The sequence below is a fragment of the Brucella sp. TWI559 genome, assembly GCF_039674265.1.
In the GTDB taxonomy this organism is placed as follows: Bacteria; Pseudomonadota; Alphaproteobacteria; order Rhizobiales; family Rhizobiaceae; genus Brucella; species Brucella chromiisoli.
Genome location: NZ_JBDJNE010000036.1, coordinates 1 through 12,864, shown reverse-complemented (window position 1 = coordinate 12,864; position 12,864 = coordinate 1). Strand labels below are relative to the sequence as shown.

Sequence of the window (12,864 nt, the reverse complement as noted above, 5' to 3'; positions counted from 1 at the left end):
GATACGCTTGATCCGGATGCACCAACGGTTACAGTCGGCTCTGACGGTGTGACGCTGACGATCACCGGGGAGCCGGGTGGGACAGCGACGATCTACAATGCTGATGGCAGCATTATTGCAACGGTTCCGCTGGGAGTGGGAGGTTCTGCAACATATGAACTTGCGCAAAGCAATGGTCATAATTTGCTGGTTACCCAGACGGATGAGGCGGGCAATCAGTCGGAAGCAAGCGCTGCAACAGTGCCGGATACGCTGGCGCCCGCCGCACCTACAGACCTGAGCGTCAGCCCAGACGGTAATAGCATCAGTGGTAAGGGCGAGCCGGAGACAAAAGTTGTTATTCGTGATGCCGATGATAATATTGTCGGCGAGGGCAATGTTGACAGCGACGGCAATTTCCAGATTGCCCTCAACCCGCCGCAACGCGGCGGTGGTCAGCTATCGGCGACGCTTGAGGATGCGGCGGAAAACGTCTCTGAATCTGCCTCTGCAACTGCTCCATTGATTGATCCAGCCAGCACGGCTCCGATCGTGGACAATGTGACCGCAGAAGTGAGCATTTTGCCGACCGAAACCGATGTTACCCATCCGAATGCAAGTTATGTCCTACTGGTTGGGCTGCTTGGTGCGGATGTAACGGTGTTGAGTGTTCCATCCAGCAACTTTTTGGTTGCACAAGGTCATCAACAGAATCTGCAGTTCAGCTACTCCCAGCTGATAGGTGTGGACGTCGCTTCAAACACGACAATTGTTGTTCAGAAGCTGATGCCGGATGGCACGTGGTCATCCGTTGATGGTAATGGTGATGCGACACTGCTGAACCTGACACTGCTTGGTAACACTGCACAAGCGAGTGCGCTTTTGGGCGAGGGTACCTATCGTGCCTTTGCCGCTTCACAAAGTTTGTTGAGTGTTGGGCTCGTTGGCAATCTTCAGGTTTCAGGAACGGATCTCGATTATCTTGAGCCTTCCGGTGTTCAGGTTGAAGACGTTGAGGGCAATGTCCTTGCTAACGATGGAGCAGCTATAAGCTCAGGCCATATTGTAACCAGTGTTACTGTTGGCGGTGTGCCATATGAGGTTGCAGCCGGAGCGCAAGGAACACCAATTGTGGGTCAGTATGGCAATCTGGTAATCCATCAGGACGGTTCTTACACGTACACGCCGAATGGAACATTGGAGAGCATCGGCAAAGTCGACCAGTTCACCTACACCAAATATGATCCGCTGACGGATACGAACACCACAGCAGAGTTGAACATCAGAATTGATAGCGATGGTCAGGGTCTGGTTTGGGATAACAATAACTTCGAAGACGATGCGACATATAGTTTCGCCGCAACTGACGATACCGATACGGCTGGCATAATCTGGGCCAATGTAGTGGATAACGCTTTCGTTAATCAGACCCAGCCTTTGATAGCCATTCTTGGTGGAAATGCTGAGACTAACAGCGATGAGTTCATTATCGGAAGCAACATGGATGCTACCGGAACTGTGACCGTCAATATGACAACAGCTGCCGTCGCGAACGGTACGGTTGCCATTCAGCGCCTGGAAAATGGTAACTGGGTAGACGTGAATATCGATAAAAGCTACTCAATTTTCGTTGGTCTTTTGGGGCCTGCGAAAGTTATTGACATTGGCAGCCTTGATCTAATCCCCGGAACTTATCGGGTCCATGCTACATTGAGCGGCTTAGCGGGTGCTGTCAGTGTTATTACTGATGTCAATGTTACCTATACCGATCAATTCATTAAACAGAGCAACTCTGGCACGACTGGCAATCTGTTCGACAATGATGGTGCTCTGCCAGTCACTGCAAAATTGCAGGTTCAGGATTCTACGGGATTCATAAATGTTCTTGCAACCGGAACGGTTGTTACCGGGACATACGGTGATCTGACGATCTACAGTAATGGTTCTTATAATTATCAACCACACTCAAATCTGAGCTATGCCGATCGTGAAGCGTCGGAAAGTTTTACTTATAAGATCGTGCTGCCAAACGGTCACGAAACGACAGCAGACCTTACTGTCGAGATCCAAGAATGGAACGACATATCAGTTGCTCGCTTTGCAGAAGACGCTGTGTATGACGACATCGTAGCTGCGGTTGAACAGAACGCTGATACCGATAGTCAGACGGACGACAATCTGCTGGCTGCTTATACTGTACCCAATGATGGAAGTGGTGACGCAGACGGAGCAGATCACACTGAGAGTGATGTCGTTCCGATTGGTGATTTTGCTGAAGTCAAAGAGGTCGGTTCCTCTGATGAAAATACTGCTGAAAACAGTCTGACGGAAAGTGTATTGTTTGATGACGGTAGCGGTGATCTCACATTACTATTCGGGGAAGACCAAACCTTTGATCAAGACAGTTTTGTTTCAGCTTCCACGACGAATGGTAACAGCGCTGATGTGGGCGAAAATCCAGATACATTCGAAGATCCGCTCAGTCATCTTGTGCCCGATCCGCTTGCCCTTGAGGATGATCTCCACCTGACACACGCGGTCTGATCCGCCGAGATTTCCCTTCGCCGTCGAGGCTACGGCGGCGAGGGTCATCATGAAATATCGGCCTGTGCCGGTCATAACGGATACTCGATGCGAAAACTCCAGATTTTAAGACGTTTCGCGACAATATCATTGATTTCATGCCTTTTGGCTGCGTGCCAAATGTCTGCAAACAATCTTGCTTTGAGCAATGACAACCTTGCTCAGTCAAAGAAGACTGAAGTTCCGTGGCTCCTGTCAAGTGCTGGTTCTGCCCCCGTACCAGCCGTTGACAGGAGTGTTGTTACGAATACCGCCTCTCCCAAGTCTGCGCCCAAGTTGCCGGATGGTGGTTCCCTCACGATGGAAACCGCTGTTCGGCGGGCGCTTGGCTGGCACCCTGCCGTTGATGAAGCGTCTGGAAGAATTTTGGCGGCGGATGAACGCGTACGCGCAGCACTGGCGGGTTATTATCCTAAGCTACAAGCAGGGGTGAATTCCGGCTATCAGAGTAGCAACTCAAATGGATGGCGGCCGCAGTTTAATGTTGGTGCGTCGCAGATGCTTTATGATTTTGGCAAAGTATCGAGTGCGGTCGAGACGGAGCGTGCGGGCAAGGCCATCAACCATGCGCGTTTGCTTCTCACGGTTGACAATCTTGCACGCGATACCGCTAATGCAATCGTTGAAGTGCAGCGATACCGTACTCTATCGTCCTATGCACAGGCACAGGTCGATGGCGTTAAAAAAATTGCGGGTCTTGTGAAAGAACGGACCGATAAAGGCGCGAGTACCATGTCTGATAAGGTACAGGCAGACGCGCGTGTTGAATCGGCGCTCGCAACTCAACTCCAATATCAATCGGAGTTGAGCCGCTGGCAGGTCGCACTTTCCGCACTCATTGGTGGTGGGTCACCCCACCCGGTGTCATCCGTGCCGTCATGGCTGGAAAATTCCTGTAGCATAACCGCTCCTGATTGGGAGCAGGTGCCAGCGATGCTTGAGGCACAAGCTGCACGCGAGGAAGCCAAAGCGCAGCTTGCAGCGAGCCGAGCTGATGGCTTGCCGACAGTTTCGCTGGAGGCAACGACCGGCTATGATCTCAACGCCTCGCGCGATGATACACGTAGCAACGACCGGCAGCCTGAATACTCAGTCGGCGTGAATGTATCCTCTAGCCTCTACAACGGCGGGCAGACAGGCGCACGCAAACGCGCAGCCGCTTATGCCTTGCAATCGGCTGAGGCGGCAATCAGCACAGTGCGCTTCGATGTTCAGCGCAATCTTATGGAGTCGCGCAGCCAGATCGGCACGTTGAGCCGGCTTATGGGTTCGCTCCAATCACGTGCCGACATGATGGTGAAAACCCGAGATCTTTATCGGGAGCAATATGTAGAGCTTGGCACAAGAACGCTGCTTGATCTGCTGAATGCCGAACAGGAACTGCATGAAGCACGGTTCCAGACAGCCAACACGGTTCATGACATCCGCCGTCTGGATATCAATTGTCTCTACAGTTCCGGAAAGATGCGCCAGAGTTTTGGTCTTAATGCATCCATGTTGCGGACAGGCGGAGGTAGTCTATGAGGCATGACGAAAATCCTCCGGGCTTTGATGGTCCTGTTTTGAATGAACCCACTGAACAGTTGAAGAAGCCGGCGGAAAACTTTGATGCAGATGAGTGGCTTGAAGCGCTTGGCCATGTCGCTCAGCATTATCGCATTCCCATATCGGAGCAGGGCGCTAAGATTGCGGCAGCTGCAAGCATCAGCACAGATGAAAATTCAAAGATCAGCTCTATTGCGCGACACGTAGGCTTGGGAATAAGGTTTGTCGATCCGGCGACGATCTCACTCTCGACGTGGCACTTGCCCTTTGTTCTTAAGCTTATTGACGGGCAGCTCGCTGTCGTAGACACCCTTTCGAAAGATCGGGAAGCCAGTGTCTGGATGATTGGCGAGCAAGGTTTGCAGCAGCCTTTCAAGCTTGATGTGCTTCTGGCTGAGACCGAAAAGATTATTCTCGCGCGCCCCTCCAAAACTGTTCCTGATGCGCGTGTCGATGCCTATATAAAACCTTTTGAAGAGAACTGGCTGCGACGCATTCTGTTTCGCGATATGGGGTCTTACGGCCATGTGCTGGTGGCATCGCTGATCGCCAATGCTCTTGGGCTTGCGGGTATTCTCTTTTCCATGCAGGTTTATGATCGCGTTGTACCTGCACAATCTTTCAATACGCTTTACGTTCTGTTCAGTGGTGTTTTGCTGGCCCTTCTGTTTGATTTTCTTATGCGGCGTGCACGTATGGGCATCATCGATGTGCTGGGCAAACAGTCTGATTTGCAAATGTCAGATGTGGTTTTTGGTCATGCACTGCGCGTTAAAAATCGCGCGAGACCAACATCAACCGGCTCTTTCATCGCCCAGCTTCGTGATACGGAGCAAGTGCGTGAACTGCTGACGTCAACAACTGTTTCAGCCCTTGCCGATCTGCCTTTTTTCTTCATGTTTCTGGTCATTTACTGGTTCCTTGCTGGCTGGATGGTTGTCATTCCGCTGGGTGCTTTGATTGCGCTGATTATACCGGGACTTTTTTTGCAGCGGCGTCTGCGGGTTTATGCCAACCAGGCCATGCGCGAAGCCTCGCTGCGCAATGCCATGCTGGTGGAAGCCGTGCAGGGGATCGAAGATATAAAAGGTCTTCAGGCGGAGGATCGTTTTCAGCAGCAGTGGAACTACTTTAACGCCGTAACAGGCGAAGCGCAGATCAGATTGCGTGCGCTCACAAACAGTCTCAGCGTCTGGACACAGAATCTGCAAGGCGGTGTTTATGCTTTGACGGTCTTTGCCGGTGCTCCGCTGATTATTGCAGGCGACATGACCACTGGCGCACTGGTTGGTGCATCGATTCTCGGTTCACGGATGCTTGCACCTATGGGGCAGCTCTCGCAAATTCTTGGCCGCTTGCAACATGCCCGTATCGCCAAAAAAGGCCTTGATCAACTCATGCAGATGCCAGTTGATCATCCTGACACCGAAACCCGGATTCATTGCCCAAAAATCAACGGGGCTTACCAGTTTAAAGGTGCGCTGTTTCGTTACGGTGATGAGAGTTCGCCGCCAGTGTTGCTGGTCAAAGACCTTCGAGTTGAGCAGGGCGAATGCATTGCTGTTCTTGGTCGCAACGGCACCGGCAAATCAACGCTTCTGATGGCGTTGTCGGGATTGCTCGATGCATCTGACGGCGAGGTTTTACTGGATGATTTTTCTCTGCCGCAAATTGATCCCGCAGATGTTAGACGTGATGTTGGGTTGCTGACGCAGAACTCGCGGCTGTTCTTTGGATCGCTGCGTGAAAACATCACCATGGGCGCACCGGGTGCATCGGATGCTGAAATTCAGCGCGTGTTGGCTATGGTCGGTGCTGATAGTTTTGTGCGTAAGCTGCCGAAGGGGCTGGAACACTTGGTGCATGAAGGGGGCGGCGGTCTTTCCGGTGGCCAGAAGCAAGCAATTCTTCTGGCGCGGCTTCTTATCCGTGACCCATCGGTGGTCCTGCTTGATGAACCCACATCGACAATGGACGAGGCTACAGAACGCCACTTTATCGAGCAGTTTGCCAAGTGGAGAGCTAGACGCACGGTGATTATCGCAACACACCGCATGCGTGTTCTTGAATTGGTGCAGCGTCTCATTGTGATTGAGAATGGTCAGGTTGTCTTGGACGACAGCAAGGAACGTGGGCTTCAAACCCTGCGTGGCATGAGCAAGGTGGAACCAACAAAGACATTATAACCCGGAGAGAATTAAATGGCGGCCGTGGGCGGAGACTTTGGTGCCTGGGTTAATGGAAGCGAACAGGGACAGCAGCTTAAGCGGTCGAAACGCTTCGTGCGGCTGGTCTTCATCTTTTTTGCAGTACTTATCGGTTGGTCCTATGTGGCTTTGCTGGACGAGGTTTCAACAGGAACCGGCAAGGTCGTGCCGGCATCTCAGGAACAGGTTATTCAGTCGCTGGAAGGTGGTGTAGTTGCCAAGCTGATGGTGCGCCAGGACGATGTGGTCGAGCCGGGGCAGATACTGGCCCAGCTTGATCCAACAGTGACAGAGTCGAGCGTGCAGGAAAGTTCCGCAAAATACCGCGCTGCACTTGCAAGCTCGGCACGCCTCAACGCCGAAGTCAGTCAGACGGAGCTACAGTTTTCACTGGAACTGGAGATGTTTCCTGCGCTTGTCGCCTCGGAAACAAGGCTTTTTGAAGCGCGCAAGCAAAGCTTGAAAGAGGCGCTGCAATGGATCTCTGAATCAAAAGAACTGGTGCAGGATGAGCTGAATATCAGTCAGTCGTTGACTAGAATGGGTGCGGCGAGCAATGTTGAAGTGATCCGCCTGAAACGGCAACTGGTTGAGCTTCAGCTCAAAGAAACTGAGATAAAATCTGATTATATCGTCCGAGCACGTGAGGAACTCGCCAAGGCAAATGCCGAAGTAGATTCGCTTTCATCTGTTATCCGCGGCCGTTCCGATTCACTAGCACGTATGACGCTACGCTCGCCTGTGCGGGGTATCGTCAAGAATATTGAAGTCGCAACCATTGGCGGTGTTGTGCCGCCAAATGGCAAGCTGATGGTGATCGTTCCACTTGATGAACAATTGCTAATCGAAACGCGGGTTCTGCCGCGCGATATTGCGTATATTCACCCGGATCAGCGGGCGACTGTAAAAATCACGGCTTATGATTATGCCATCTATGGAGCGTTGGAAGGCAAGGTCGTTAGTATTTCTGCCGATACTATTCAGGACGAAATCAAGCCTGAGGAATATTACTATCGTGTGTTTATCAAGACTGAGACCGATGCGCTCATAAACAAGAATGAACAGCGTTTTCCAATCGTCCCGGGTATGATTGCCACGGTTGATATTCATACCGGCGCTAAGACTGTCTTCGAATATCTGATCAAGCCTTTTAATAGAGCGAGTGAATCGCTTCGTGAAAGGTAGTTATTTCTATTTATATTATATTTAAATAAAATGATTTCATAGATGCATGAGGAAATAATTTTTATATTTCATTGGAAATTGAAAAACGACATTTTCTAGATTCAACGACATAAAAAGATAATTTTCAAGATAATATTTATATCTTATATACTATCTTAAATTTTATGGGACTCGAAAATAAATTGAAAATCACAAATCACTATCTAACTACTTTAGTTATTTTAATTTTCCATAATTGATTTTCGAATTTTGTATTAGAAATATAACCGTGCAGTATCTTAAAAATCATAAGTTAATTTAATACTTATAATATTTATCATTTATTTTTATGAAAAATATTGACATTTTGTTATTGTTGTATAATTTTATTAGCATGCTGGTCTAATAGAATTTTTATTAGAGGAGGTGGATAATTTCGTGCAAAAAAGTGCAATTTTATGCAAAATTGGTCTTGGCGCGGTGTTAATATGTTTTCCTTTATATCCCGCAGCCGTAATAGCTCAAACCAATATCAATGGTAATCTAAGTGTTGAAATAACCATTCAAAATGAATGCTCACTAGATACTATTGCTGGGGTAAATTTTGGAACAACAGGTTTGCTTGCGACAGAAAAAACGCAAGCAGGCGAAATTACTGTAACGTGTACAAAGGGCGCTAGTTTTGCGCTTGCTTTGGATGAAGGTTTGGGGACGGGCGCCACTGAAGCAATGCGTCTTATGACCAAGTCGGGTGGTACTGAAACAGTAGAATATTCACTTTATCGCGATGCGCAACATACTTTGCTCTGGGGATCGGCGACGAATGGTTATTCAGGGACGGGAACTGGGGCGTCACAAACGTTGAATGTTTATGGGCGTGTTCCGGCTCAGGATACACCTTCAGCCGGTGTTTATCAGGATACGGTTCAAGTCACATTGACTTATTGAGGCGCCGCACCCTGTATTGAGTTTGGCGCATTTAGTGGTTGTCTTTGATAACGCGGTTTTCAATCTTCGGAGCGTCATTGCGTCGAATACGCATGTATTAACGGAAGCATATTATGAATATGAAATGGCTTATTCATGCGCTCGTCGTGGCGCTGCTGTCCTCTGTTGTCTGCATTCAAGTTAGTTTTGCAACTAACCTACATGTCACTCCGGTTGGACTGAGTTTAACAGCGCCGGCCGGGGCTGGTCTTGTAACTATTCGTAATGATGGGAGGGTGCCAATTAATGTTCAGTTGCGCGTCTTTAAATGGGACCAGAGGGGTGGAGAAGATGTATATCTGCCAACCAAAGAAGTTGTTGCAAGCCCGCCGATGGTGAAATTGGCGCCGGGTGCACAGCAATCAGTCAGGGTTGTGCGGATAGCAAAGGCAAAATCTGGGCAAGAGACCTACAGATTGTTGGTAGATGAGCTTCCAACAGCTACGAACGCAACGCGAAGTGGTGTTCGTTTTCTCGTCAGGCAGTCACTTCCGGTCTTTTTTAACGATACATCAGTATCAGGTGCGAAAGTAAAATGGACCGCATCATCTAACGGGCGGCAATTGATATTGTCAGCTCAGAATACTGGTGCTGACCGTCTCAAAGTTAGTCAGCTTCTTCTGAAAGATCATAATGGAAAAGGAGTCGCGCGCATTGACGGCCTAGCTGGCTATGTTTTGGGTGGCCGCACAAAAAAATGGGTCTTCGCTATTCCTGCCGGTCTTGCCGTTCAGGGGCGTAAATTCACTTTGACAGCAGAAGATGACAAGGGACCAATCCGTGCCAGCGTCTCGATTAGTTCGGGTGGCTAGTTTCATTTGCTTGTTTACTTCACTCTGGACTTGGCCTGTTGTATCGGCGTCCCCAGAGATAACTCAAGGCGATGCTAGCGCCGAGATTTCAACTCAAGATCTCTATCTTGAAGTTTATGTTAATGGTGCTTCCACCGAAATGGTCGCAGTCGTTCGTAAATCTTTGGATGGGACTTTTTCTATGCCTGCCGATCAGCTGAACGGTGTTGGGCTTCAAGCCGGGGAAGTTATCAAACAATCAGATAAGTATGTTGCGCTGGAAGATTTAAAAGACGTTACCTACCGCGTGGACCATGCTACCCAATCTATCTATTTCGATGCGACAGATGATGCGCGTGTTCCACGAAAAATTGGTGATACTTCGCAGAATGTCGAAGCGTTAAAACTTACGCGCGATCTTGGTGGGCTCCTCAATTATTCAGTCTTTGGCAATTTCTCTAGCGATAATAAGTTTGGTTCGCCCCAATATCAGGGCCTTTCGGCCTCGTTTGATGCCCGGGCGTTCTCCGCGTTTGGTCTTGTAGAAAGTGGCTTTATTGTTACGTCAGCTCCCAATGAGACCTATGCTTCTAGACGGTTGGCCTCAAGCTGGAGTTATTCTGATCCTGAGCGCTTAATGACGTATGCAGCGGGAGATATCATTACTGGCGGTTTGTCATGGACACGCCCAGTACGGCTCGGCGGCGTGCAGATCCGCAGAAGTTTTAATCTTCGTCCCGACCTAGTCACTATGCCGATGCCGGAGTTGACCGGCAGTGCAGCAGTCCCATCAACGGTCGAAGTCTATGCAAACAATCTGCGACGTTTTACTGGGGAAGTTAGTACTGGCCCGTTTCAGGTGACAGGAGTCCCATTTGTCAGTGGACCTGGCACCGTACAGGTGATTGTTACAGATCAGTTTGGCCGTGAAACAATTAAAGAAATGCCTTTCTACGTTTCGTCGCGCATGTTGACGAAAGGCCTGTTCGACTTCAGCTTTGAGGGTGGTTTTGCGCGCCGCGATTTTGGATTGAGAACAGACAAGTATGATGATCGTTTTGTCGGTTCTGGCAGCATACGTTATGGGCTTACGCAACGCCTGACGCTGGAAGCCCATGCAGAAGGCGGTGCCGGGCTGATTTCAGGTGGGGCCGCTGCGCTTTTTAATGTTGGCTCATTTGGCATCGTATCGATGAATGCCGCTGCAAGCCATGCCGATGGTGTTATCGGATACCGTGTTGGCGGTTCATTGGAAGCGTCATTTTATGACTGGCGATTTTTCGCCAGTACCCAAAAAATCATAGGCGATTACAACGATATTGCTTCTATCACTTCGAGGACCAAGAACCTTTCTGAGTTAACCACCATTCAAAATCCCCGCTCTATCGATCAGGTAACGCTATCACCACCAATGTTTCGCGACGGCTCTACGCTTAATCTGAACTTTGCTTATCTCAAGGATTTTGACGGGCAAAGTTCAAGTATCCTAGGTCTATCGTATAGCCGCCCGTTTGTCGGGAAAAGTACGCTTTATGCGAATGGCTACATGGATGTAGCCCAATCTGGTTCATTTGGAATGTTTGTCGGCCTTTCAATGCCGCTAGGCGGTGGCTCTGTCTCCTCGGGTGTAGAAACGACAGATCAGGGCACTCGCCTTTTAACTGATTATAGTTATCCGCTTGGGCGAGATCCATGGAGCGTTGGATGGCGCCTTCAGAGCTCAGAAGGATACTTCAATGAGAGGCAGGCGGGCGTCACAGTACGAACCCCGGTTGCACGGCTGGAAGCGACAGGTCGTCAATACGATGCCGGGAGCGGCGGCACTTTAGAAGTCTCAGGAGCTATCGCTTCTGCCGGAGGTGGCGTATTTCTATCAGATCGTATTTTCGATGCCTTTGCCGTCGTAGATGCCGGTGCACCAGATGTGCCCGTAACGGTTCACAACCGATCAGCCGGCAGGACAGGTCGAAACGGTAAGCTCCTTGTGCCTGATCTGCTGTCATTGCAAAAAAATCTTATTGAGATCGATCCAAGCAACCTGCCAGTCGATGTTGATATCCCCGCCACACGAACGGAGGTAACACCCGCAGAAAAAGCTGGGGTTGTCGTTCGTTTTGGAATTCAGCCCGACAAGGCTACAGCTCTGGTGACGTTTGTCCGTTCAGATGGTGCGGCTATACCCGTCGGGGCTAAGGGTCGACTTGTGGCATCAGACGAGTCGTTTGTTGTGGGCTATGATGGGCAAAGCTACGTCCGCGGACTAACTGCCAGCAATAGTGTTGAAATCGAACTTCCAGATAGCGTTGACGGTAATGCGACTTGTCGCGCAGATTTTTCGTTTCATGCAGTCAAAGGCCATCAGGTCACTTTGGAGAACGTGGTATGCCAATAAAACTTTTTGTGAAAATCTGTATGATTGTTCTACTCGGAATATCATGGTCGACGTTCTCTGCCAGCCACTCGGAAGCTTTGAGCTGCACAGCGACAATATCAAGTCCTATTAATTTTGGTACAGTTGATACTTTGGGAAGTACGGCAACAACTACACAAGGGTTGTTGACCATGACTTGCTCGGTGACCGCGCTCGACTTAGGAAACCTGCTTCTCGGTATAGCCGTTTGTCCCGGTGTGGGTGATGGGTCAGGTGGTGCAACAACTGGCACGCGCCTGCTTACAGGCCCAGGCGGTAGCCTTCAATATCAGATATACTCTGACGCCAATAGGCAAGTGCCGTGGGGAGGTTATACAGGCGGTCTTCTGTTTGGTGATGCCCCCTTATTTCGTATGACGGCACAAGTGGGTACTGTGACACAAAGCTGGCCCATTTATGCATCTGTTCCAGGTCAACAAAATCTGACACCTGGTCAATATATCAGTGCCTTTAGCGGAGCTGCAGGTACCCAGATACGCTATGGTTCTTTGGGAAGTTTGCTTGGTTGCAGCTCACTTGGTGCTACATTGTCTACGAGTGCCAACTTTACTGTTCAAGCGACTGTCAGCCCGAAGTGCAATATTCTGGCACCAAATAATATTAATTTTGGTACGCATGGCCTTCTGAAAGATAATGTCGTTGCGCAGGGAGCAGTTCATCTTTCCTGCACACAAACTACGAATTATTCTGTCGCTTTAGAAACAGGTGGCGTTTCACCTACCGCACGACTTATGAAAAATGGAAACAACAGTGTGGCTTACGGCTTGTATAAAGACAGCCAGCATCTTCAGCCATGGGGGGATGCAAGTGGGCAAACCTATAGTGCGGCTGGCACAGGAACTTCGACGCTAATACCCGTTTACGGGCGTGTTTTACCGCAGGCGACGCCACCAGCTGGCGTCTACACGGATACTGTCATTATTCGCATAACCTACTAGGCCGCGCACTCATAAATAGTCTAGCTATTTGAATGGATTAGTGATTCAAAGGTCTCGGATTTGGAGGTCTTTGATGTCACGTCGCCGCTATGAACTTACAGAACGCGAATGGTCGATTATTGCGCCGTTGTTGCCATGCAAACCTCGTGGTGTACCCCGCGTCGATGATCGCATGGTACTCAATGGCATTCTATGGCGCTTCCGCACAGGATCGTCATGGTCTGAAATCCCTGAGCGCT

Annotated in this window: 9 protein-coding genes; all 9 read left to right on the top strand. The window is 49.7% G+C overall.

Going from position 1 to position 12,864, the window contains the following annotated elements; genetic code table 11:
- Positions 1-2,523, top strand: a 2,523-nt coding sequence (locus tag ABE530_RS18940) for a BapA/Bap/LapF family large adhesin (protein WP_499695618.1), incomplete at its 5' end; no start/stop codon positions are given.
- A gap of 159 nt (positions 2,524-2,682) precedes the next feature.
- Positions 2,683-4,086, top strand: a complete 1,404-nt coding sequence (locus ABE530_RS18935) for a TolC family outer membrane protein (protein WP_499695617.1) — start codon at positions 2,683-2,685, stop codon at positions 4,084-4,086.
- Positions 4,083-6,293: a type I secretion system permease/ATPase gene (locus ABE530_RS18930; RefSeq protein WP_499695616.1), complete on the top strand. Its 2,211-nt coding sequence runs from the start codon at positions 4,083-4,085 to the stop codon at positions 6,291-6,293. The genes ABE530_RS18935 and ABE530_RS18930 overlap by 4 nt, the downstream gene beginning before the upstream one ends.
- Before the next feature lie 15 nt (positions 6,294-6,308).
- Positions 6,309-7,499: a beta-barrel domain-containing protein gene (locus tag ABE530_RS18925; RefSeq protein ID WP_499695615.1), complete on the top strand. Its 1,191-nt coding sequence runs from the start codon at positions 6,309-6,311 to the stop codon at positions 7,497-7,499.
- A 417-nt stretch (positions 7,500-7,916) separates the two neighbouring features.
- Positions 7,917-8,426, top strand: a complete 510-nt coding sequence (locus tag ABE530_RS18920; protein WP_499695614.1) for a Csu type fimbrial protein — start codon at positions 7,917-7,919, stop codon at positions 8,424-8,426.
- 113 nt (positions 8,427-8,539) lie between these two features.
- Entirely contained in the window at positions 8,540-9,277 is a 738-nt protein-coding gene (locus tag ABE530_RS18915) for a fimbrial biogenesis chaperone (protein ID WP_499695613.1), read from the top strand.
- A 10-nt stretch (positions 9,278-9,287) separates the two neighbouring features.
- Entirely contained in the window at positions 9,288-11,648 is a 2,361-nt protein-coding gene (locus tag ABE530_RS18910) for a fimbria/pilus outer membrane usher protein (RefSeq protein ID WP_499695612.1), read from the top strand.
- Positions 11,639-12,625 carry a Csu type fimbrial protein gene (locus ABE530_RS18905; RefSeq protein ID WP_499695611.1) on the top strand — a complete coding sequence of 329 codons (987 nt, stop codon included), beginning with the start codon at positions 11,639-11,641 and terminating at the stop codon, positions 12,623-12,625. The genes ABE530_RS18910 and ABE530_RS18905 overlap by 10 nt, the downstream gene beginning before the upstream one ends.
- A gap of 73 nt (positions 12,626-12,698) precedes the next feature.
- A partial coding sequence (locus tag ABE530_RS18900; RefSeq protein ID WP_499695619.1) for a transposase occupies positions 12,699-12,864 on the top strand: 166 nt, incomplete at its 3' end.

Bases quoted from the DNA above. Each gene is read 5' to 3' on its own strand.
- ABE530_RS18935 (WP_499695617.1), top strand. From the start codon at position 2,683: ATGTCTGCAAACAATCTTGCTTTGAGCAATGACAACCTTGCTCAGTCA.
- ABE530_RS18930 (WP_499695616.1), top strand. From the start codon at position 4,083: ATGAGGCATGACGAAAATCCTCCGGGCTTTGATGGTCCTGTTTTGAAT.
- ABE530_RS18925 (WP_499695615.1), top strand. From the start codon at position 6,309: ATGGCGGCCGTGGGCGGAGACTTTGGTGCCTGGGTTAATGGAAGCGAA.
- ABE530_RS18915 (WP_499695613.1), top strand. From the start codon at position 8,540: ATGAATATGAAATGGCTTATTCATGCGCTCGTCGTGGCGCTGCTGTCC.
- ABE530_RS18905 (WP_499695611.1), top strand. From the start codon at position 11,639: ATGCCAATAAAACTTTTTGTGAAAATCTGTATGATTGTTCTACTCGGA.